The following is a 20714-nucleotide window of genomic DNA, read 5'->3' as shown; positions in this document are numbered from 1 at the left end:
GGTTTTGACCGGCGGCAAAAAAGCGCCGCATCTTTCTTCCTCGAGCGAAGCTTTTCTCGGAAGCCGCGCGGCGAGGGAGCTCTGATCCCCGCGCCACAGAGGGACCGGAGCCGGAAACAGGCTGCGGAAAGCGGCGGTCTTTTCTGCGCCGTCCGATAAGTATAAACGAAGGGCGCGCCGGTGTCTGCGTCCGGCGCGCCCTTGCGCTCGGCGGCGCTGGCATACGCGCCGCGTTTTTTACTTCGTCGCGTCTTTGCCCTTTTCGAGCATGAGCTTGTCTATCGGGTTGATGTTCTTCTCCTTGTGGACCTGGCGCCAGGTCTTTATCGGCATTCCCCATATCTTGATGAAGCCGACGGAGGCGGACTGGTCGAAGATGTCTCCGGCGGAGTAGGTCGCAAGCGCCTTGCTGTAGACGGAGGTGTCGGACTTCATGCCGTCGATGATGCAGTTGCCCTTGTAGAGCTTCATGCGGACGGTGCCGCTGACGGACTTCTGCGTCGTTTCCACGAAGGCCTGTATCGCCTCCATGAGCGGCGAGAACCAGTAGCCCTCGTAGGTTAGCTCGCCGAACTTGACCTCGAGCTCGCGCTTCGTCTTGAGCACGTCCTTGGAGAGCGTCAGAGTCTCGAGCTTCTTGTGCGCGGCGATGAGCGCGAGCGCGCCGGGGCATTCGTAGACTTCGCGGCTCTTGAAGCCGACGAGGCGGTCTTCGATCATGTCTATCCTGCCGTATCCGGCCTTGCCCGCCGTCTTGTTCATGTAGTCGATGAGCTCTATCGCGCCCATTTTCTCGCCGTTTATCGCGACGGGGACGCCGTTCTCGAAGGTTATCTCGACGGTCACTTCTTCGTCCGGCGCGTCCACCGGGTCTACGGTGAGCTTATAGGCGTCCTTCGGCGGCTCGTTCCACGGGTCTTCGAGTATTCCGCACTCGATGGAGCGGCCCCAGAGGTTGTCGTCGATGCTGTAGGGGCTCTTCCTCGTCGTGGGCACGGGGACGTTGTGCGCCGCGGCGTAGTCCATCTCTTCCTCGCGCGTGAAGCCCCAGTCGCGGACAGGCGCGAGAACTTCGATGTCGGGGTTCAGCGCGTTGCAGGCGACTTCGATGCGGACCTGGTCCTGTCCCTTGCCGGTGCAGCCGTGGGCGACCGCGACCGCGCCCTCCTTCTCGGCGCACCAGATGAGAGCCTGTGCTATCATCGGGCGCGAGAGCGCCGAGTTGAGCGGGTAAACTCCCTGATAGACCGCGTTGGCCTTGAGCGCGGGCCAGACGAACGTGTCTATGAATGCCTCGCGCAGGTCTACGACGTAGGCCTTGGAAGCTCCGGCGACGTACGCCTTCTGCTTTATCTCCTCGAGGTTGTCGGCCTGCTGCCCGACGTGCATCGTGAGCGTAACGACCTCGTATCCCTGTTCGTGAAGCCACGGAATAGCCACCGACGTGTCGAGTCCTCCGCTGTAAGCGAGTATTACTTTTCCTTTGCTTTCTGCCATTTGAATTTCCTCCTTAGAAATTTTTCTTTTTTCTAAAAACATAAAAAAGCCCGTCCCGTTTCCGTTCAGGAAAGGGACGGGCTGAATTACCCGCGGTGCCACCCTTGTTGACATCGTTAGATGTCCGCTTCGTTCGGTTATGCTCTGGGGTGCGGAATTTGGATCTTCTTTGCGAGAGGCGCTTTCAGCCGGTGGCTCCTCATCTCTGTCGCCGAACGACCCGATTCATGTCCCCGTCGTCGCATAAAGCTGTATGCTCTTGACGGAACATTCGTCGTATACGTCTTATTCGTCCGACAGATTTAAGTCTCACCTTCGCCCCTCCTTCATCAAAACTTGCGAAGCATTTTAACAGATAGCGCGGATTTGTCAACAGTGCAAGGCTCCGCGTTCAAATTGAACCAAGGTGCGCGCTTCGTTCAGTTTATCTGCCGAGCGCGGCGTCCACGTCGCGCTCCATAGAGAGCGCCGAAATGCGTTCGAGCTCCGTGAACGACGTCATTTCAAGATGCACGGGCGTGACGGAGGCGAAGCCGCGCGACACGGCGCGCACGTCCGTGTCTTCGTCATCGCCGTCTACGATGCGCCCGCCGACCCAGTAGGCTTCTCCGCCGAACGGCGTCTTTATCACGGTGATCTTGTCATGATAGCGGCGTTTGCCCTTGCGCGCGAGCTTTACGCCGCGCAGCTCTTCGAGCGGTACGTTCGGCACGTTGACGTTGTAGAATACGCCCTCGCCCATCGGGTGTTTTTGCGTCCATTCGAGTATTTCGAGCGCAGCGCGCGAGGCCGTGGAGAAATGCAGCTCCGCGTCGCGCGAGCCGCAGACGAGCGAGACCGCCATCGCCGGAAGTCCCGCAATCACGCCCTCCATCGCAGCGCAGGCCGTGCCGGAGTAGGTGATGTCGTCGCCGAGGTTCGGCCCGCGGTTTATGCCTGAAATCACTACATCGGCAGGAAATTTAAGCGCTTCGAGCGCCATTATCACGGAGTCGGTCGGCGTGCCGTCGCAGCACCACGCCTCGAGCCCCCCTGTCAGCGCCGCGTCCGCGCGCTTGATCTGGAGCGGCCTGTCCATCGTCATGGAATGCCCCGACGCGCTGCGCTCCCTGTCGGGCGCGCAGACTAGCGTCTCGTATCCGGCGGACGAGAGGGCGCGCGCCAGTTCAAGTATGCCTTCGGCGTAGACGCCGTCGTCGTTGGTGACAAGTATCTTTTTCACGGATTTCCTCCTAGAACATGACGATGTGGAACAGCACGGTCATTATCGGATACATGATGTACGGGAATATGCCGAGCACGAGCAGGCCGACGACGACGAACATGCCGTAGCGTTCGAGCCAGTAGTAGTATTTCATGCACTGGTACGGAAGCAGCACGTAGAGTATGCGCGAGCCGTCGAGCGGCGGTATCGGGATGATGTTGAAGGCCGCGAGGCCGAGGTTGATGTATATCATCAGAAGTATGAACTGCTGCGCGCCCCAGCTCATGAACAGGCCGGGGAAGAAGTTCACGAGCCTCGCGCAGACGAACGCCGTCAGCAGGTTGCCTACGACGCCCGCGAGACTGACGATTATTATGTCGCGCTTCGGGTGCTTGAAGTAGCGCGTGTCTATCGGCACGGGCTTCGCCCAGCCGAAGCGGAAGAGCAGAAGGCAGAGCGCGCCTATCGGGTCGATATGGTCGAGCGGGTTGAGCGAGAGCCGTCCCTCGCGCTCAGCGGTCGGGTCGCCGAGCAGCTTCGCGGCGAAGCCGTGGCAGAATTCGTGAAAAGTTATCGCCCATAGCACTGCGGGGACGCTGAGCAGCAGGTTCGCAAATCCGCCGGGCGAGAAAATGTGTCCTAACATCGACTCACATCCTTATATCCAATTACCGGCCTATTCTATCATGTTAAGCGGCGGGCGGCACGCGCCAAGCGGCGGAGCTAGAATGCGTCGTTCCACGTCCAGCAGAGGCCGAGCGTGCCGTAGCCGCACGAGACATCGACGCGCCCGTCCCCGTCTACGCGGTTGCTCACGGCGTAGGGGAAGCCGTAACTAAGTTCCGCGCAGGAAAGCGGCCAGCGCACGCCCGATATGCAGACGCCTTCGCAGCGCGGCGAAAACGAGAGCAGCGAGACGGCCTTCGGCTTCCTCGCAAACTCGAGCGAATAGCTCTGCGGCCCGTGAAGGAAGAGCAGCCCTTCGTGGTCGTCGGCCGCGCAGAGCTGAACGCCTCGCGGCGCGAGGTTCAAAAAAGATATGACGAGGCTCCATAAATGGTCGAATCTCCCGCCGAGCGCGCCGGTCAGAAACAATTTTTTCCCGTTATTTTTATGCGATTCAACAAATATTTTCAGAGCGAGCTGAAAATCCGTCAGATCCTTGTCGCTCTGATACTCGCGCACCGGCGCGCCGTTCTCCTCGGCCCAGCGCCACGCCTCCGCGCTTCCGCTGTCTCGGTCGCCGACGAGCATCGCGGGGACTATCCCCGCCGCGCGGCAGGCTTCTACTCCCCTGTCCACGGCCCACACTTCGCCGTACTCCGCGGCGCGCGCGAGAAATTCAGGCGACGGCGCGCGCCCGCCGAGGACCATCACGCAGAGGCCGCCCTCCGCGATATTTTCGTTTTCTATGGCAATTCCAGGAAGTTCCATACGTTTCACAGCAAGCCCGCCTTTCCGTGAAGTTTGTAGCAACGCGCGCCGCCTTTGTCAAGTTGACAGCGCCGCCGCGCGGGCAGATAATTTATTGAAGGCTCTCCGGGGGAGCGCAAAGCTGAGAGGAAGGCTACTTCGACCCCAGACCTGATCCGGTCAACGCCGGCGTAGGAAGCGAGGCTTTGTATGACGATTTTACGCCCCGCGCACGATGCGGGGCTTTTTTGATAAGGAGGAACGGATTTGAGACAGGGCATATACAGAGGCGTCGCGATGACGGTCGCCGGCAGCGATTCAGGCGGCGGCGCGGGCATACAGGCGGATTTGAAAACTTTCGCCGCGCTCAAGATATTCGGAACGTCGGCGATAACTGCGGTGACGGTGCAGAATTCGCTCGGCGTGAGCGGCATACACTCCGTGCCGCCGGAGATTGTGAAGGCGCAGATACTCGCGGTCGGGCGCGACTTCCCGCTCGACGCCGTGAAGACGGGGATGCTCGGCAATCGCGCGGACATCAGCGCCGCGGCGGAAGGGCTCGCCGAACTCGGCATAAAAAAGATAGTAGTCGATCCAGTGATGGTCGCGCAGAGCGGAGACTCTCTGCTCGAGGCGGACGCTGTGGAGGCGGTGAAAAGCATAATCGTCCCCATGGCTATGATTGTGACGCCGAACCTGCCCGAAGCCGAGAAGCTGACAGGCGCGGCCGTGCGCACCGTCGAGGATATGAAGGATGCGGCGGCGCAGATAGCGAAGCTCGGCTGCGGCGCGGTGCTCGTCAAAGGCGGGCATCTCGGAGGCGAGCCGGAGACTATCACCGACGTGCTATACGCGGACGGGAAGATGACGCTATTCGAGGACAAGCGCATCGACACGACCGCGAACCACGGCACGGGCTGCACTCTTAGCTCCGCGATAGCGGCGGAGCTCGTGGCCGGCTGCGGACTCGCCGAGGCAGTGCGCCGCGCGCGGCTTTACCTGCGCGCCGGGCTGCATTACGGCGTGACGGCCGGCCACGGAGCGGGATGCCTCGGCCACGCTGTGACTATGCCGTGGATAGAAATAATCAATGGCTAAGCCGCTGGTCTATCAGATAACGAACACCGTCTCGGCGCAGCTCCAGGCGGACTGCGTGGCCCTGCTCGGCGGCGTCTCGATAATGTCGCCGCAGCCGGAAGAGGCGGCCGAAATCGCCGCGGCCTGCGACGCCCTGCTGATAAACATCGGCACGCCGCCCGGCCGCGCGCGCGAGCTGTACCTCGCGGCGGCGCGCGCGGCGGCTGAGCACGAACGTCCGATAGTCATGGACGCGGTGGGTTACGGCTTCTCGCGCTTCCGCACGGAGGCGGCGGACGCGCTGCTCTCCGAAATAAAGTTTTCCGTCATAAAGGGGAATTTTTCCGAAATCGCGGCGCTCTGCGGCGAGGGCGCGGCCCCGCGCGGCGTGTCGAGCGAATGCGGCGAGGCTGGGGCGGCCGGGATAGTCGCGGAGTGCGCGAAAAAATACCGAGCCGCGGTCTACTGCACCGGCGAGCTCGATTTTATATCGGACGGAGAAAAAAGCGAGACGGTAAGCGGCGGCTCGAAGCTGCTCGCCATGACGAGCGGCATAGGATGCGCGCTCGGCAGCGCGACGGCTCTCTTCTGCTCGCGCGAAGCTCCGTTCGAAGCCTCGCTGCACGCGCTGAAGCTCTTCCGGCGCGCCGCGGCGCTCGCCGAGAAGGACAGCGCCTCGGCCGGCCCATACTCGTTCCGCACGGCCTTCATGGATTGGCTCGCCGAGCTTCATTCGGAGGAAGAGAAAAATGTACGATAGAAAAAAACTCGCGGAAAAGCTTCGCCTTTACGTGATATGCGGAGAGGGCGACGCGCCGGAGGCCGTTATAGAAAAGACGCGCGCCGCGCTCGCGGGAGGCGCTACGGCCGTGCAGCTTCGAGTAAAGAGCTGGACGGGGCGCGAAACCTACGGGACGGCGCTCGCTCTGAAAAAGCTCTGCGCGGAGCGCGGCGCGCTTTTCGTCGTCAACGACAGGCTCGACATAGCGCTCGCCGCCCACGCCGACGGAGTACACCTCGGGCAGAAAGACCTTCCCGTGGACGCGGCCCGCGCGATCGCGGGGCCGGACTTCATAATCGGAGGCACGGCGCGCACTCCGGAGCTAGCGCGCGAGGCCGAGCGGCTCGGCGCGGACTACGTAGGCTGCGGCGCGGCCTTCGGCACGGCGACGAAGGGCGACGCCGTCGTCATAGGACCCGACGGAATCAAAAATACGCTCTCCGCGATAAGCATCCCCTCGGTCGCGATAGGCGGCATAGAGCTGTCCAACGTCCGCGAGCTCGCGGGCTGCGGCGCGAGCGGCATATCGCTCTCCGGCGCGGTCATGCGCGCGGAAGACCCCGAAGCCGCGGCCGGCGCTCTGATAAACGAGATAAACAAATATTTTTAATTAAAGAAGCGAAAAAATGAGAAACGACAAAAACGACATACTTCTGAAAAAAGCCGTGCTCGCGGGCGCGCTCGCGGCCGCTGGCGTCGTGCTATCCGTCGTCTCCATACCGATGGGGCCGACGAAATGCTTCCCGTTCCAGCACACGATAAACGTCCTCGCCGGAATCGTCCTCGGCCCGTGGTGGGCCGTCGGCGCGGCCTTCACGACGAGCGTCATCCGCAACCTGCTCGGCACGGGCAGCCTCTTCGCCTTCCCCGGCAGCATGTTCGGCGCGCTCTTCGTCGGCCTCGCGGCACGCGCTCTACCGGAAAAGTACAGGATAGCCGCCGCCTGCGCGGAGCCCGCCGGCACTGGCATAGTGGGCGCGTGGGTGGGCGCAAAGCTGCTCGGCCCCGCGATAGGCAAAAGCGTCGGATTTTATTTCTTCTCCGGTTCGTTCCTGATAAGCTCCGTCCCCGGAGCCGTCATCGGCGCGGCCCTCGTCTGGGCGCTCAACAGGAGGCGGAACGTTACGCGCACCTTCTGAAGCATGATGTAGCTGGGAATCCATAAAGCAAAGGAGAAACCGTGATGAAGCTGAACAGCGAAAAATACCCTGACATCGAGTACACCCCCGGCGAAGAGATTTTCCTCGGCAAGGGCGAAGCGGGACAGCCGTTCTGGTTCGACGTGGAAGAGACGTTGACCGCGGACGAAGCGGCGATGGAAAGAGCCGCCCTGATGCTCGACCGCGTGGACGAGCTTGAGGCAGCGGCGAAGAAATTTCTGAAAGAGACGCTCGCGGACGAAGAGAGCGAAGACTACGCAACCGTCGCCTATTTCATGGAATTTCACCGCGACGAGCTGGAGGCGGAGGACACGGCGAAGCTGTTCCCAGTGGACGACACGACGGCGCTGTCGTTTTCAGAGATGGCAGACTACCTCCGCGTCGACCGCTTCGGAAGCATTGCAGACGCGAAAACGGGCGAGCAAGGGTTCATAATGGACTTGAATTTCAATCCAGAAATCACAGACGAGCTAATGGTGATATATTTCGACGCTGACGGCAACGTCGCCTGCGTCGCGCACGAAAGCTGAAATTTATAAAAAATGCGCGCCCCGCTGAGATTTGCGTGGGGACGTGCATTTTTTGCTTCAAGCATTAAATCGACGTCAGGCCAGTTTTGTAAGCTCAGGCAGAACCTGGAAATACCCGAAAAGCCATACGGCGGCAATCAGCGCCGTCAGATAGAGCGCAAAAGCCGCAGCGCGTTTCGCCCCTGCTTTCGACGAGCCGCGCCAGCCTCACTCCGTACTTCGTAAACACAAAGACGTTCGCCGCGAAGGCGATTATGAAAACGAAGCCGCCCGCATCGAAAGCATGAAGCGGGCGGGGAAATACTGCGCGAGCGGAAATTGACGCTTCTGACTGCGGTTTCGATCGGGAGCGGAAATTTCTTCGCCTCCGCTTCTTTTGACGCGCTTATAGCTTTTTCAGCTTTTCGCCGAGTTCGCGCGCCTTTTGCTTCCATTCTTCCTCCGTGCCGTCGTTGACGAGCACGAAATCGGCCTTCGCCATCTTTTCATAGCTTGGCGTCAGCTTCGCCTCGCGGCGCGCGACCTCCCCGGCGTCCCAGTTGCGCTTCGCGTTGCGCGCGACGCGCTTGTCGAAGGGCGCGGCGGCGTAGACGACGTAATCGAGCCACTCATCGTGGCCGCCCTCGTAGAGCAGAGGGATTTCGACTATCGTCCAGCCTTTCGATTCGCGCGCCAGTTTTTTCAGTTCTTCGCCTGTGCGTTTATGTATCAGCGCTGAGGCGAATTTATATTCTCCGGCGTCGTTGAATATTTTAGCAGCTATTTTAGCCCAGAGCGTCCTGTGGTCCGGCTCGTCGAAAAATCCAGCGCCCCAGCGCTTCTCGGCCTCGACGCGCACCTCGGGCACGTCCCACATTGAGCGCGCGACAGTGTCCGCGTCTATGACGTTCGCGCCCATTTCGCGCCAGACCGAGCAGAGCGTACTCTTACCAGCGCCAACGTCGCCTGTCAGACCGATTGTCGGCATTATTTTTCTCCCATGCTTCATCTGTAAATTCTTTAACCTCTTGTGGAATTTCACCTAAGAATCGAGACATACTATTATGCTGCCAGCCTCCAAAGAGCATACGGGATGCTGCACAACTCATATATAAACGTTCCCTCGCTCGTGTCATGCCTACATAACAAAGGCGGCGTTCTTCAGATATATCGCCAACGCCTTCAACAGCACGTGCAGTTGGAAAAATTCCTTCTTCCATACCAGCCATAAATACAACCGGATATTCAAGTCCTTTAGCTGCATGCAGAGTCAACATACTCACAGAGTCTTGAATCATTTCCGAAGAGTCTTGGTCTGTCATCAACGGTAGTTCTGTCAATGCGTCTACAATATTACTTTCAGGCGTAATCAAAGAGAGTATTTCCATGACATTTTCGATACGCTCTTCCCAGTCATCATGATATTTATCATGCAAATAATTTTCATATCCATTTGTGTACAATATTGCACGTATCGCATCACCAGTGTTGTTCTTATTTGCTAAAATAGCAAGCATATCTGAAGCCAGAGACTTCGCACCTAACGCTGGTTTACTCTTAAGGCGTGCACCAGTCCTCTCAACTTCACGCCAAAGTTCTTCAGCGCTTTCATGAATCATTTTCGACATTGCATCTTGGAGTTTTGCTATACTCGATTCACCAAGACCTCGTGCTGGTATTTTGGCAACACGCGCAAGTGAAATTCCATCAAGCGGATTAACTGCAAGACGTAACATTGAAATAGCATCTTTTACCTCAGGACGTTCATAAAAAGCTACTCCGCGTATAATTTTATGAGGGATTGAGTGCCGCAGAAGGGAGTTTTCCATAACAGCACTCATAGCATTTATACGATAAAGTATTGCCATTTCTCCATAACGATAACCTTCATCGTGCAATTTCTCTATACATGTCGCAATCCATTCATTTTCGTCTTCATTATCTGATAAGCGCTTCACCTGAATTTTGCACCCGCGCTCCGACGCCGTCCACAGATCCTTTGGGTGACGGTCGTCGTTGTTGCGTATGACGCCGTTCGCCCCGTCGAGAATGTTTCCAGTCGAACGGTAGTTCTGATCGAGTATCGTCAGTTTCGAGCCCTTGAAGTCGCGCTCGAAATTCAAAATCATCGACATCTCCGCGCCGCGCCAGCCGTAAATGGACTGGTCCGGGTCGCCGACGACCATAATCTTGCGCCCGCCGTCCACGAGGCAGCGCAGCAGGAGATACTGCGGCATATTCACGTCCTGATACTCGTCAACGAGCACCCAGTCGAGCCGCTCGCGCTCGTGCGCGAGCACATCCTTGTCGGTCGCGAGGATATGCAGCGGCAGCACCATCAGGTCGTCGAAATCAAGCGCCCCCTGCGTTTTCAGCGCGTTCTGGTATGCGTCGTAAAGAGAGCGCCAGCGGTCGGAAATACTGGGCTCGCGCGACACTGGGTTCGCCTTCGTCTTGGCCTTCGATATCATGTCGAGCGCCTCGGCTATACTCAGCTTCTTCGGGTCGATGTTCAGGTCGTTCATCGCGCGCTTGACGACCGACTTCGCGTCGCCTCGGTCGAAAATCACGAACGGGTACGGATAGCCGAGCTTCTCAAGCGCATCGTGATAACGGTGCAGAAAACGCAGCCCATAGGAATGAAACGTAGAAATCTCAAGCCCGCCGAGCTCGCCGTCAAACATCGCCTCGGCGCGGCTCTTCATCTCGCGCGCCGCCTTGTTCGTAAAAGTCAGCGCGAGAATGCGCCACGGCCTCACGCCCACCTCCTTCACAAGATAGGCTATCTTCGTCGTGAGCACCTTCGTCTTGCCGCTCCCCGCCCCCGCAAGCACGACCTGCGGCCCGTCGCAGTATGTCACAGCCTCGCGCTGTCTGGGGTTTAACGAATCTATAATGCCGCTCATTGAAACACGTCCTTACAAAAATTATCTCCGGCTATTCTATACGAACCGCCGGAAGGGTTTTCCCGTATTTTTTGTACGTCCCCACACGCCGAACTTTTTTGCCATCGGGGACGTCGATTCTCTGCTTATCGTAATAGTTGGCCCCTTCGCCCACAAGGAGCACGTCTATCGCGTCGCGGTCAAACACGATGTCGCGTTCGTTTCCCGCCCGGGCAAGAGCCATGTCGGGCTCCACCACTTCAAAAACCTGTAGATATTTTACATCTATAGTCTCGGATGCTGCCGGAAATACGGTCAGAGCGCTGCGCTCTCCATAGAAGAAATTGACTGCCGTAACGACGGTGACTATCGCAAACATCAATAAGAATACGGCGATTTTCCATTTAAAATAAGATCCCAGAATTTCCCTCATGGCAGCTCTCCCCGGCACTATATTCAAAACGCCAAATACAGTATAGGAAATGTCGTTTTCTGCGTAAAGAGAGAGTAAATCAAAGAAGAAAGTTTCAGTTGCGACATAGGGGCAGAACGGATAGAACACAATACCGTTCGCAAAAGCAATTTGCTGACCTTGCTTGCATAGAAGAGAATCAGAATTAGACGGATCACCTGTGTTCCAGTACAATGGATACTCGCCCAAGCTCTATGTAAAGCGGAACTCAAAAAAATATGGTTGGCGCCAGACGTATAGGAAGCAAGAAAAATGACGGACAGATTCGTTGTAAAATATAAGAAGAGATATCCCCAACGATAAGTTGCCTAGAAAACGAGCTTGAAGATTCACTTCCGACTACACCTTTCCGCTTATAGAGACGAAAAAACATCGTCTACGAACATGCTTGGCGGCTGAACATGGAGATACGCCGGAGGCGCAGCGTCGTAGTGATATTACCCGAGGGATCGTACACGAGACTAGTCACAATGCATCTGATAGAGTACTCGGAGGAGTGGACAGCAAACAGAAACGGCGACTTCAGCCCCAGTTCTATACAATCAATCTATACTGGAGCAAGTAGCCGTATAAATGCAGGGCATCGTACTGGAGGAAAATGTTTTTGCGAACGGGTGTTGACACGAGCCGGACACAGCCATTTGGCGATGAGTTTGTCGTTCATTATAGGATCCTCCTTGATAAGGCATTATTGCAAGGCTTCGATATGTGATCCCATTGTATTTTGCCTTTCAAGTTAATTGACCATATGCGAAAAACGAGCATATAATTCTTTTATAATAATCATCTTAAAGCGGAAGGCAAATAAAATATACAATATTGTAAAAATACAAAAATGTATTATTAAATTGATAATTGGATGATAGATAAAATAAAACATCATAATAAATATAGGTATGATGGACAAAAATGTTGAGTATATTATTTTTATTATTTCGCTTAAATCAACGTTGTTCCTAAGATATTTTCTTGAATAGATAAATTGTATAGACATCTGAACAAACTCTGCAAATAAAGTAACCATTGCCGCTCCAAGAAAACAATATCTAGGCATAAAAAACAAGTTTAACATAATTGCTACCAATGCACCTGCCGATACAGCTTTCATAAATGCTCCATCATGTCCATGCGGCAATAATATTTGGTTGCCGGTTATATTGGAAAATCCTGAGATTATCAAAATAGGCGCTAATATTCGCATACAATTCGCTGCCGGAAGATATTCTTCTCCACCCAAGACTAAAATAATGTTTCTTGCTTCTAAAGAAAAGAATGCTGCTATCGGTATAGCGATGCTCAATATTACAGATACAGATTCGTTAAGTACAGCATTATATGACTTAATATCATTAGTCATCAAATAATATGAAAGGCGCGGAAATAATACGGAGCTAACTGAGTTTATCAGGGAAAGCAAAACCAATTGTCCTTTACTTGCTATATCATATAGCCCCACTGCACGATTTCCGCATATAATTCCAAGCATAATAATATTCACGTTGGTATAAACATTGATTGCCAGCATTGATGCAAAAAGTACCAAGACAGAGTTTATATGACGCTTAAATTGCCACTTTGTGTTCACGTTCCAGTCTATAAATTTCATTGAATGAATGAAATTACATAGATAATTAGCAATATACCCGATACACGTGATTGTAGCATAAATAACATAATCGTTTTTATCCTTAACAAATATAAAAATTAAAATTAATGAAGCAATTTTTAGAGAAATAGCACGTCGCGCTATATATCCATACTGTTCAAGACCTCCGTATAGCCATTCGATGCCTAAAGGTGCCATTGCAATCTGCAAACAACTTATGACAAATAAAGACATGTTATTTTGAAATTTTTCCGTAAAAACTACAAAAAAAATTAAAACTGCAAGAGTAACACCTGTTACTGCAGAGTTGAGAATCAATAGTTCCTTTACAATGATTGAGAGATCACGTCGACTATCTCTTGCTTGTGCAACAATACGGACACCATAAGTATATATGCCAAGTGAACCTATCAATAGCATATAATTAGATAAAGAACTAAAAAATGATATGCGTCCCATGTTCTCGGTTGTCAATACACGTGAAACATAGGGATATGTAATCAATGGAAAAACTATGCTAGATAAACGATAGACGATATTAAGGATTGCATTTTTTCTTAATGATGTCTGCTGCATATGCAACCCCTGCCATTTATAAAAATCTTCTTTTCAGAAAATATTCGATATAATATATACAATAAGACAATTTTATATATACCGCTTAGTGTAATGGTACTGCCATAAAAATATTCCTCAATCGGCATATAAAAGATAAACCTCGACATCCATGAAAAGAGCAAGACTTCAAACACAGTTTTTCCCTTAATGCACGCATTCTTACTTTTCATATACATATAATTCATAATAAACCCCAATATTGCAGAGAAAAACACAATACCAAACGTTCCAAAATCACTATAATACCTTCTAAATGCGGTGTAAATATTACCGAGATTCTTGCCTGCGATATTTCTAAATTCAAGAGGCCCCAGTGGTTTTTTCCCAATTCCAAGGTGCATGTTCAAAAAAGAGCCGATGCCCATCAGTGTCTCATCGTTTCCGAGCATCCCGGTATTTTTGTCTTTCGGTGCTTTCACAAAAAGATCGAAAGCGCGAATCCCGCCACCTGCGTAGACAGTAGCACTGTTAAATAACGTGTTGCCACTATGAATTCTACCTTGAAATATAGCAAATACAAAGAAAAGAATAAAAAAAACGAATAGTAATTTTACTCCCTTGCTTATAACATGAATCGCAATACGAAAATTAAAGCCATATTTGACACCATAGAAGAAAAAAATGAGATATACAATCTCAGCCAATAAGTTCAGAATATGCCCACGCGCCGATACAAGCAGCGAATTTACAGGCCAAAGTAATATTATTAGAACAAGCCACATATCAGATTTTTTATAGCACTGTAAAATAAAATTATGTAGCAAAACGTATACTGCAAAAGCAGAAAACACTTCTACGCTATAACGTAATAAACGTAAATAGCTCGGCATAGCGAATTCTTTCGGGATAAGATTATTAACGTCAATCACTCTGTATGAGAATAACATTGATCCAAGTGACGAATGGGGGAAATTCATACTGACGACCGTAGCTCTTATGTAATCTGCCAGCATAAATATCTCAACTAGGCCAAGACCAAACATAAGCGCAAATCCCCAAGATGTTATAATAATTCTTTTTCTTATATCCGATGCTCGTGTTAACAAGATACTATTATATCTGTAATGTGAGATACAATATGCAAGCAGGCTACCTGATAAAAAAGATATTATTCCTAGGATCAACAGCAAAACCGACTGGGCGCCATACTCGGCAAGCCGCCAGTCTTCGTATCTTGTCATGGGCACGCAAGCACAAGCCATAAAGACAAGAACCATCATCACTGGCGGAGCGAACATATCCTTTTCAAAAACTATATATGATATATAAAAAATAAAACACAAAGAGACAATAAATAAAATATACATTTTTACATTATAACGGCAATTGCTTTGGGTATATTTTTAATTCTTTCTATTTTTTACAAGCAGATCCAACTGATGCGGATTTTTAATGAATGGAAACACTTGTTTAATAAACCCGGGCTTCCACCTTGCTTGCTTATAGTCATTCAACAGCGAGCGAGGCCTTAATAAATAATAAAATATATTTTTTTCCAAGGCTAACGGCTTTATGTCTCCATCTTCATAGGGCAAAGAAGATAACATCTTAGCTTGGTATAACGTAGGCTGAAAGGCTAATTTCTCATATGCCATAACCGCATCGTTTTTAAGGAACGGCAGATTTTTGTAAGGCGACTTGTTTATATAATCATCAATAAACTGCATAGCCCCGATTTGGAACTCTTCAACCTTTTCAAAGCCATCGCCCATTTCACATTTAGCGTATAGTGGTATGATATGATTTTCTTCATATACATAACCAGATGTCGTTCCAATTTTAGGGAATAACATTACTTCAAGAATGTACATCATAGAAAGCTGCGAAAGGACAAGACGTTCGTCGTCTGTGTCAAACCAATAACCGCAAGTATCCATCTTGCTAAATGATGCTCTTTTAGTATTTCCAAAGTACATTCCCATCACTTTCGTTCTAAGTATTTTTTCCAGCATATTTTGCAGCGTGCCGTGCCAACCTACGTCGACTATCGCCATTTTTATGTTTGCTGACATCCCCATTGATTTCAGATAATCTAAGGATAAATCCCCTTCTTTCCTAAGCATCTCTAAAATTACATAGTTTAGCGCATCATAAACAATGGTATTTTTATTGGTAAATTCGTCAGATGCTGCTATATTTACGCCTAACGCTGCACAGCCCTCAACAACGCCCCCTGTCTCCAAACCTATGGCGTCACATACAGCGCCGATTGAATATTCTCTGCGTCCCATAGTGTCAAAAACAGAATGAATCTGATTGCTCTCCAATATATATGCTCTTCTCAAACTTTTACGTGAAATTTCTAGATATTGGACAGACTCGTCAGGGTACAGTCGCTGGTATACTTGTACAACAAGATACATATCGCGAGCAAGAAAAAACGTCCGTTCTATATTTTGTTCGTGGACTTTGCTGTGTATCCAGTGGCAAAACCCCAGCAATAAAGGCCCTAATGCTTCATATCCCCATAGAAACAGCTTAGATCTACTATGATATTTGGACAGCATATTATTTATGAAGATATACGGAGAATGCTCGCTTGCGTTACCTAACATTGTACGGTTTATAAACGTTGTATTGATTACGGTATGTGAAAGATAGATGCTCTTTATCCCTTTCTTCATGCATGCAAAAATATCAGCTCTTTTGCTATCTCCTATATGTACAAGCTCGCTTTTATCGATCTGCATGTCAGATAAAACATATTTAAATAAATTCCCTGTAATTTTTTTTAGGCCCACTGTTGAAGATAAATATAATCTATGATAATGAGCATAGCCACAATTTGTCAGTATTTTACAGATTGCCCATTGTGGCAAATACATATCAGAAGTGATAACAATGGTCTTGCCTCCGACAACGCATCGCTTATATATTTCCTGTATGGGATAATTAGGTATACAAACCTGTAACTCAGTTTCTATTTCCAGTTCTTGTAATGTTTTTCTTTCTACCTCGCTCATCTCCATTTGATCATAAATCGCGTCAAACGTAACTTCTTCCCAGTCGCTAAGATATACGGCTTTCCGCTCAGCTTCAATTCTTTGCTTATAAAAAGCCATCCGTGGCTTTGTTGGATTTAGCAGGTTATATTTCTCTTCGACAAGTTTGAATACTTCCCTTGGCGTTGAAACATTGCGCTTTATAAGGGTGTCAAATATATCAAAAGAGACATATTGGAATTTTTCCATCTTATTCCAGATTTTTTGATAAAAGTTTTCTCTCATTTTTCTCCCAATATAAAAACGCACACAAAAAAACATTACCTATTATTACTTGATGTTTATGTGGTAAAGCCGATATCTTGAAGTCATTTCATCATAAGAAAGCGTAAAGTCTTCCACATGCCAGAAGAGACGTCATATCTCATATTCCAGCCAAGGGCTTTAAGCTTATCTCCGTTCAACCTAGCCTTCGTCGCTGTGCTATAGCCAGCCTTTTCTTTGTCATCAGGCAGTTCAAAGACGACATTCGTACCGGCAATGCCAGCTATCATCTCCGCCAAGTCTTTTAACCTGATGTCTCCTCTCTTATCGGCTATATTATATGCCTCACCGCATTTCCCACGCAGCATAACGGTAAGAAGTCCTGATACCGCGTCAGCTACGTATGTATAGGAATAGAACTGTTTTCCATCGCTTTTTAATACAATGTTTTCTTGCGCAGCAGCTTTCTTTATGAATTGCGCTATTGCCTTTGTATCAGAACTTAGCATGGTCGGGCCGTATGTACGCGTAAATCTTGCGACTACAGCGTCAAGTCCCTTTTGTTTAATATATGCTTGACATAAGGCCTCACCACACCGTTTACTTTCGGGATAGCCGGCCCGTAATGTATTGCAGTCTATATATCCGCAATAACGCTCGTCAAAGAATTCAGCGTCTCCGCGATTTTCTCCGTAGATTTCATTGGAAGAGGCAAAAACCAAACGTCGTGCGTTATGATTCACCGCAAATTCCAGCATATTATTCGTGCCGATGACGTTAGCGGTTATTGTACCTATTGGATCTTCTGCATAAGCTATGGGGTGCGTATTACTCGCTAAATGCAGTACGTAATCAGCGTCTTTTATATCTATAGCACCCATAGGGACATTGATATCGTGGGCTATAAATTGGAAGCGTTCGTCCTCTTGATATTCACAAAATGTTTTATCAGCTCTTTCTTTATTTCTGCCGATTGCATAAATATTACAATCTAATTTATCAAATCTATTTTTGTACATAAGCACATTGACAAGAAAACTGCCTATCAAACCGCTTGCGCCAGTAATCAAGACTGCTTTGTCTGTTAATTCATTCCATGGTAAATCCAGCTCCGCCACATATCTGATATCATCTTCAAACAGTTCGTTGCTCATTGCGCTCTATCCCTCTTTACTTCAACCAATTATCTTTGTCCGATTTCAGATATGCTTTGAACAGTTCTAAATCATCTTTTGTTGTAAGTTTAATATTTTTATCAGACCCGGAAGCGAAATACAGCCTTTCGCCCAGATCGGCCATCATCGTATTTGTGTATGATGAGCCGTGTATTCCAATCTGTTTTTCAAACGCTTCATGATATTTCGCGTCAAGCAATCCAAATTTATAGGCCTGCGGGGTTGAGACGCGGCGAAGTGTTTCTCGCGGAATATACTTAATTGTGGATACTTCATCGTCAATTATAAAAATCTGCTCATTGTATGGCATTGAAGTAACAGCGTTTCCATACTGACGACATTTCATAATCACATCGGTTAAAACTGCATCATCGACAAGAGGGCGAATGCCGTCATGGATGATAACGATGTCATCAGGGGCACATTTGTCCTCAAGATTAAACACCCCATTACGTATAGACTCTTGTCCTGTTATTCCCCCAGTGACTATCCATTGAAGCTTTGTAATATTAAATTGTTTAGCATATGCTGATAATACGCCGTGCCAACCGTCAAGACAAACGACTTCAATTACGTCAATTAACGGATGACGCTGAAATCCCTCCAGCGTATATATCAATACTGGCTTATCATAAACATTGATAAATTGTTTGGGAATATCTTGTCCCATACGGTGCCCGGATCCACCCGCTATAATTACAGCTACATTCATTGAGAATATCCTTTCAAACTTTCATAGTCAGTATATTTTTTAATGCAACAGCCATAATCAAAAAATTGATTGCACAATAACTCAATGTAAATAGATCCATAGCGTTGAAAATTATAGAAACCAACATAAAGACCTGAAGAAAACCTGATGTTGACGTAATGTTTAGCGCAATCGTTTTAACTATACCATACTCAGATTTGTCCATTAACCCCGATAGTGCTTTTTCATTTTTTAATGATGTAATTGCACGATGCATTATCAGTCTAGGGAACAAAGTAAAAATTCCAGACAAAGCGCCAATTACGATATAGAATTCCGGTGGAATAAAAATAATATCAGCAATAATTCCATTTTTATGCGATGCAGCCCATCCCCAAGCAAAAAATGAAAGCACTGTTGCAGCATATCCTCCCATCGCATCATATACACTGCCGATTGGAGAAGATAGTTTTTTATACCGTGCAATATTCCCATCTACGCCGTCCAATAGATTCCACAAGAAAAAACATACCCACCCTAGTAGCAATGTATCTACATTTTCACCTAATCCCATAAGTAAAAAACCAACCACACTAGGAATTACAGAAAGTACAGATACAGTATTAGGCGCAATATTTGTATACAAAAACGGTATGGTCAATATATACGATAATGGTCTGCCTATATAGAACGCAAAATAATTATTTTTAGAGTCTTTTCTTTTTTTCGGGGTCATAGTTATATCTGCGATTTGCTTCGGCGTTATCATAATAATTTTTCCTCCAACCATTTTACGAAATCGATTAACCACTTCATAGATAAACCTATATAAAATAAGATTCGCTATTTTGCTACTTGCCTGCAATATATATTACTCATAGCTTTTAATGAGAACTTCATATCAAAGCTTTTTGCAATCTCTATATTATTCAAAGCACATCGCTTCCGAAATTCGATATTATCCCGCATGGTTAGTATCGCTGCCACCATTGCTTCAACATCTAGCGGATTGCTTATACAGCATCCTGTAACACCATCTTGTGTATAGTCCTTTATACCATTGACATACGACGATATTAGCGGAAGTCCTACAGCCATACTCTCCAAAGGGGCAATGCCAAGTCCTTCTCTTACGCTTGGATGTACAAAAACATCAGCAACTTTACATATCTCGTCAATATCTAACCTATGGCCTAAGAGCATGACATTGTCTGCAATACCATTTTGCATTGCCAATCTCATGTATTCATTTTCAAGAGGACCTTTACCTGCAATCACATAGAAAATTGTTGGGTCATTGATTTTACCAAGTGCCCTAATAACAACACGTTGGTTTTTCCTATTAGCTAGTTCTCCTACTGACAATAGTACAAAAGCATTATCCGGGATGCCTAGTTCTACTCTTTTATCATGCTTAGAGACTTTACATCGTTTAAATTTCTCTATATCGACACCAATTCCTGGGATGTAATAGACAACAGGAGTACAAAATTTTCTTTGGGCACGAGCGTAGTCCTCTTTGTTTATAGTAACCAACACATCTGTATAACGTGACAAATATTTTTCTATCGGATAGTACACAAGCCAGTTCAGCAGCGGCGCTCCTTTGTAGAAGTGGAAGCCGTGAGCCGTATACATCATTTTTATCTGTTTAGCCTTGACCATATGCCTAAGTGCAAAACGTGTCACTGCGGAAGCAATTGGAGTATGGACATGGACAACGTCATACCCACCATCCTCCACGATGCTTCGGATTCTATCCATTGCTTCAATCATGCGGAAAACATCAAACGGATTACGGCTCCATTTTATATCGTAAACGGAGTTAAAAGTGCTGATGCATTTATCATTGCCAATAATGCCGTTTGCAGCTCCGTCCACAATCCACCCTTGCTGCTGCATACATTTTACGTGCGGCAATAAAAAAGCACTTAATGTTGATGCTACAGTCGATACCATCAAAAGTTTAGTAGGCATAGCACAAAAATATTTCCCTTCGCCAATATCTATACTAGAGTTTTGATCTTTTTTGTATACGACACTATTGAGCCAGAAATCTCGTTTGTCGTCTCCCATCCAATTCGCTGTAAATAGAAATCTTTGACGACATTATTCTTAGCCGTTTCCACATACTCGCCTATGATTTCTTTAATGCCTTCTTCTTTAAGGTCATGCTCTATATGTTTAAGAAACTCCGTCTCCACATTCCGTCCCATGACCCTGCAGCTCATGAGGAAGGTGTCTATCACCGCTCGCTGTTCCTTCGGTTCCAGCCTTACTATCGCTAGTATGACCTTGCCATAGCTGCCGAATTTGTCTTCCAGTTCGCCTATCCAGATTTTGTGGCTGCCGTCTTCTTTCATCCTGCGGATGTCGCTTTCGGTGTATCTCCGCGCCGTTAGGTTGAACTGGTTGGTTTT

The 20714-nt window shown here is 48.9% G+C and carries 19 protein-coding genes, 1 pseudogene and 1 riboswitch; of the genes and pseudogenes, 5 read left to right on the top strand and 15 right to left on the bottom strand.

The features are described 5' to 3' along the window. Nucleotides 1–237 precede the first annotated feature (237 nt). From B5F39_RS08775 to B5F39_RS08760, 4 genes are all read right to left on the bottom strand, one after another. Nucleotides 238–1497: an argininosuccinate synthase gene (locus tag B5F39_RS08775; protein WP_087366169.1), complete on the bottom strand. Its 1260-nt coding sequence runs from the start codon at nucleotides 1495–1497 to the stop codon at nucleotides 238–240. A 424-nt stretch (nucleotides 1498–1921) separates the two neighbouring features. Continuing rightward, nucleotides 1922–2719: a 5'/3'-nucleotidase SurE gene (gene surE / locus B5F39_RS08770; RefSeq protein WP_087366166.1), complete on the bottom strand. Its 798-nt coding sequence runs from the start codon at nucleotides 2717–2719 to the stop codon at nucleotides 1922–1924. 10 nt (nucleotides 2720–2729) lie between these two features. After that, a complete protein-coding gene (locus B5F39_RS08765; protein WP_087366164.1) occupies nucleotides 2730–3347 on the bottom strand; it encodes a site-2 protease family protein in 618 nt (205 codons plus the stop codon). Nucleotides 3348–3424: 77 nt separating this feature from the next. Beyond that, nucleotides 3425–4135 carry a thiamine diphosphokinase gene (locus tag B5F39_RS08760; protein WP_087366161.1) on the bottom strand — a complete coding sequence of 237 codons (711 nt, stop codon included), beginning with the start codon at nucleotides 4133–4135 and terminating at the stop codon, nucleotides 3425–3427. 97 nt (nucleotides 4136–4232) lie between these two features. Continuing rightward, nucleotides 4233–4330: riboswitch (TPP riboswitch) on the top strand. Between the two features lie 51 nt (nucleotides 4331–4381). Between B5F39_RS08760 and thiD the strand changes: the two genes are divergently transcribed. From thiD to B5F39_RS08735, 5 genes are read left to right on the top strand one after another with little or no spacing between them, the layout of a single operon-like run. Next, nucleotides 4382–5212, top strand: a complete 831-nt coding sequence (thiD, locus tag B5F39_RS08755; protein WP_343217578.1) for a bifunctional hydroxymethylpyrimidine kinase/phosphomethylpyrimidine kinase — start codon at nucleotides 4382–4384, stop codon at nucleotides 5210–5212. After that, complete coding sequence (gene thiM, locus B5F39_RS08750; protein ID WP_087366158.1) at nucleotides 5205–5951, top strand: hydroxyethylthiazole kinase; 747 nt, start codon at nucleotides 5205–5207, stop codon at nucleotides 5949–5951. The genes thiD and thiM overlap by 8 nt, the downstream gene beginning before the upstream one ends. After that, entirely contained in the window at nucleotides 5941–6582 is a 642-nt protein-coding gene (gene thiE / locus B5F39_RS08745) for a thiamine phosphate synthase (protein WP_087366155.1), read from the top strand. Before thiM ends, thiE begins: the two co-directional genes overlap by 11 nt. Before the next feature lie 16 nt (nucleotides 6583–6598). Then, nucleotides 6599–7111 (top strand): energy coupling factor transporter S component ThiW, encoded by a 513-nt coding sequence (gene thiW, locus B5F39_RS08740; RefSeq protein ID WP_087366152.1) that lies wholly within the window; start codon nucleotides 6599–6601, stop codon nucleotides 7109–7111. A gap of 44 nt (nucleotides 7112–7155) precedes the next feature. Further along, nucleotides 7156–7662 carry a DUF2004 domain-containing protein gene (locus tag B5F39_RS08735; protein WP_087366149.1) on the top strand — a complete coding sequence of 169 codons (507 nt, stop codon included), beginning with the start codon at nucleotides 7156–7158 and terminating at the stop codon, nucleotides 7660–7662. 385 nt (nucleotides 7663–8047) lie between these two features. On the opposite strand, the gene coaE is transcribed toward B5F39_RS08735, so the two are convergent. From coaE to B5F39_RS14055, 11 genes and pseudogenes are all read right to left on the bottom strand, one after another. Beyond that, on the bottom strand, nucleotides 8048–8629 hold the full coding sequence (gene coaE, locus B5F39_RS08730; protein WP_158096003.1) for a dephospho-CoA kinase: 582 nt from the start codon (nucleotides 8627–8629) through the stop codon (nucleotides 8048–8050). After that, nucleotides 8589–10547 (bottom strand): UvrD-helicase domain-containing protein, encoded by a 1959-nt coding sequence (locus tag B5F39_RS08725; protein WP_087366143.1) that lies wholly within the window; start codon nucleotides 10545–10547, stop codon nucleotides 8589–8591. Before B5F39_RS08725 ends, coaE begins: the two co-directional genes overlap by 41 nt. A 31-nt stretch (nucleotides 10548–10578) precedes the next feature. Beyond that, nucleotides 10579–11172, bottom strand: a complete 594-nt coding sequence (locus B5F39_RS08720) for a hypothetical protein (protein ID WP_087366140.1) — start codon at nucleotides 11170–11172, stop codon at nucleotides 10579–10581. 562 nt (nucleotides 11173–11734) lie between these two features. Then, the gene (locus tag B5F39_RS08715; RefSeq protein ID WP_087366136.1) at nucleotides 11735–13180 is read right to left on the bottom strand and encodes a flippase; all 1446 of its coding nucleotides are present in this window, start codon (nucleotides 13178–13180) and stop codon (nucleotides 11735–11737) included. Continuing rightward, the gene (locus B5F39_RS08710) at nucleotides 13162–14460 is read right to left on the bottom strand and encodes an O-antigen polymerase (protein WP_255376024.1); all 1299 of its coding nucleotides are present in this window, start codon (nucleotides 14458–14460) and stop codon (nucleotides 13162–13164) included. Before B5F39_RS08710 ends, B5F39_RS08715 begins: the two co-directional genes overlap by 19 nt. Before the next feature lie 105 nt (nucleotides 14461–14565). Next, nucleotides 14566–16413 carry a hypothetical protein gene (locus B5F39_RS08705; protein ID WP_143330700.1) on the bottom strand — a complete coding sequence of 616 codons (1848 nt, stop codon included), beginning with the start codon at nucleotides 16411–16413 and terminating at the stop codon, nucleotides 14566–14568. 119 nt (nucleotides 16414–16532) lie between these two features. Then, a complete protein-coding gene (locus tag B5F39_RS08700) occupies nucleotides 16533–17582 on the bottom strand; it encodes an NAD-dependent epimerase/dehydratase family protein (RefSeq protein WP_087366127.1) in 1050 nt (349 codons plus the stop codon). Nucleotides 17583–17598: 16 nt separating this feature from the next. Further along, nucleotides 17599–18315, bottom strand: coding sequence for an IspD/TarI family cytidylyltransferase (locus B5F39_RS08695; RefSeq protein ID WP_087366124.1), 717 nt, complete (start codon nucleotides 18313–18315; stop codon nucleotides 17599–17601). A gap of 13 nt (nucleotides 18316–18328) precedes the next feature. Next, complete coding sequence (locus tag B5F39_RS08690; protein ID WP_204245083.1) at nucleotides 18329–19063, bottom strand: CDP-alcohol phosphatidyltransferase family protein; 735 nt, start codon at nucleotides 19061–19063, stop codon at nucleotides 18329–18331. 74 nt (nucleotides 19064–19137) lie between these two features. Beyond that, nucleotides 19138–20271: a glycosyltransferase gene (locus B5F39_RS08685; RefSeq protein ID WP_158096001.1), complete on the bottom strand. Its 1134-nt coding sequence runs from the start codon at nucleotides 20269–20271 to the stop codon at nucleotides 19138–19140. A 29-nt stretch (nucleotides 20272–20300) separates the two neighbouring features. After that, nucleotides 20301–20714: pseudogene (locus B5F39_RS14055) on the bottom strand (hypothetical protein); the annotation flags it as partial.

Origin of the sequence: Cloacibacillus sp. An23 (assembly GCF_002159945.1) — a bacterium.
Taxonomy (GTDB): Bacteria; Synergistota; Synergistia; order Synergistales; family Synergistaceae; genus Caccocola.
This window is presented reverse-complemented; position numbering and strand designations above follow the sequence as displayed.

Coding starts and splice junctions, on each gene's coding strand:
- B5F39_RS08775 (WP_087366169.1), bottom strand. CDS start 1,497: ATGGCAGAAAGCAAAGGAAAAGTAATACTCGCTTACAGCGGAGGACTC.
- B5F39_RS08765 (WP_087366164.1), bottom strand. CDS start 3,347: ATGTTAGGACACATTTTCTCGCCCGGCGGATTTGCGAACCTGCTGCTC.
- B5F39_RS08760 (WP_087366161.1), bottom strand. CDS start 4,135: ATGGAACTTCCTGGAATTGCCATAGAAAACGAAAATATCGCGGAGGGC.
- thiM (WP_087366158.1), top strand. CDS start 5,205: ATGGCTAAGCCGCTGGTCTATCAGATAACGAACACCGTCTCGGCGCAG.
- thiE (WP_087366155.1), top strand. CDS start 5,941: ATGTACGATAGAAAAAAACTCGCGGAAAAGCTTCGCCTTTACGTGATA.
- thiW (WP_087366152.1), top strand. CDS start 6,599: ATGAGAAACGACAAAAACGACATACTTCTGAAAAAAGCCGTGCTCGCG.
- B5F39_RS08735 (WP_087366149.1), top strand. CDS start 7,156: ATGAAGCTGAACAGCGAAAAATACCCTGACATCGAGTACACCCCCGGC.
- coaE (WP_158096003.1), bottom strand. CDS start 8,629: ATGCCGACAATCGGTCTGACAGGCGACGTTGGCGCTGGTAAGAGTACG.
- B5F39_RS08725 (WP_087366143.1), bottom strand. CDS start 10,547: ATGAGCGGCATTATAGATTCGTTAAACCCCAGACAGCGCGAGGCTGTG.
- B5F39_RS08715 (WP_087366136.1), bottom strand. CDS start 13,180: ATGCAGCAGACATCATTAAGAAAAAATGCAATCCTTAATATCGTCTAT.
- B5F39_RS08710 (WP_255376024.1), bottom strand. CDS start 14,460: ATGTTCGCTCCGCCAGTGATGATGGTTCTTGTCTTTATGGCTTGTGCT.
- B5F39_RS08705 (WP_143330700.1), bottom strand. CDS start 16,413: ATGGAAAAATTCCAATATGTCTCTTTTGATATATTTGACACCCTTATA.
- B5F39_RS08700 (WP_087366127.1), bottom strand. CDS start 17,582: ATGAGCAACGAACTGTTTGAAGATGATATCAGATATGTGGCGGAGCTG.
- B5F39_RS08695 (WP_087366124.1), bottom strand. CDS start 18,315: ATGAATGTAGCTGTAATTATAGCGGGTGGATCCGGGCACCGTATGGGA.
- B5F39_RS08690 (WP_204245083.1), bottom strand. CDS start 19,063: ATGATAACGCCGAAGCAAATCGCAGATATAACTATGACCCCGAAAAAA.
- B5F39_RS08685 (WP_158096001.1), bottom strand. CDS start 20,271: ATGCCTACTAAACTTTTGATGGTATCGACTGTAGCATCAACATTAAGT.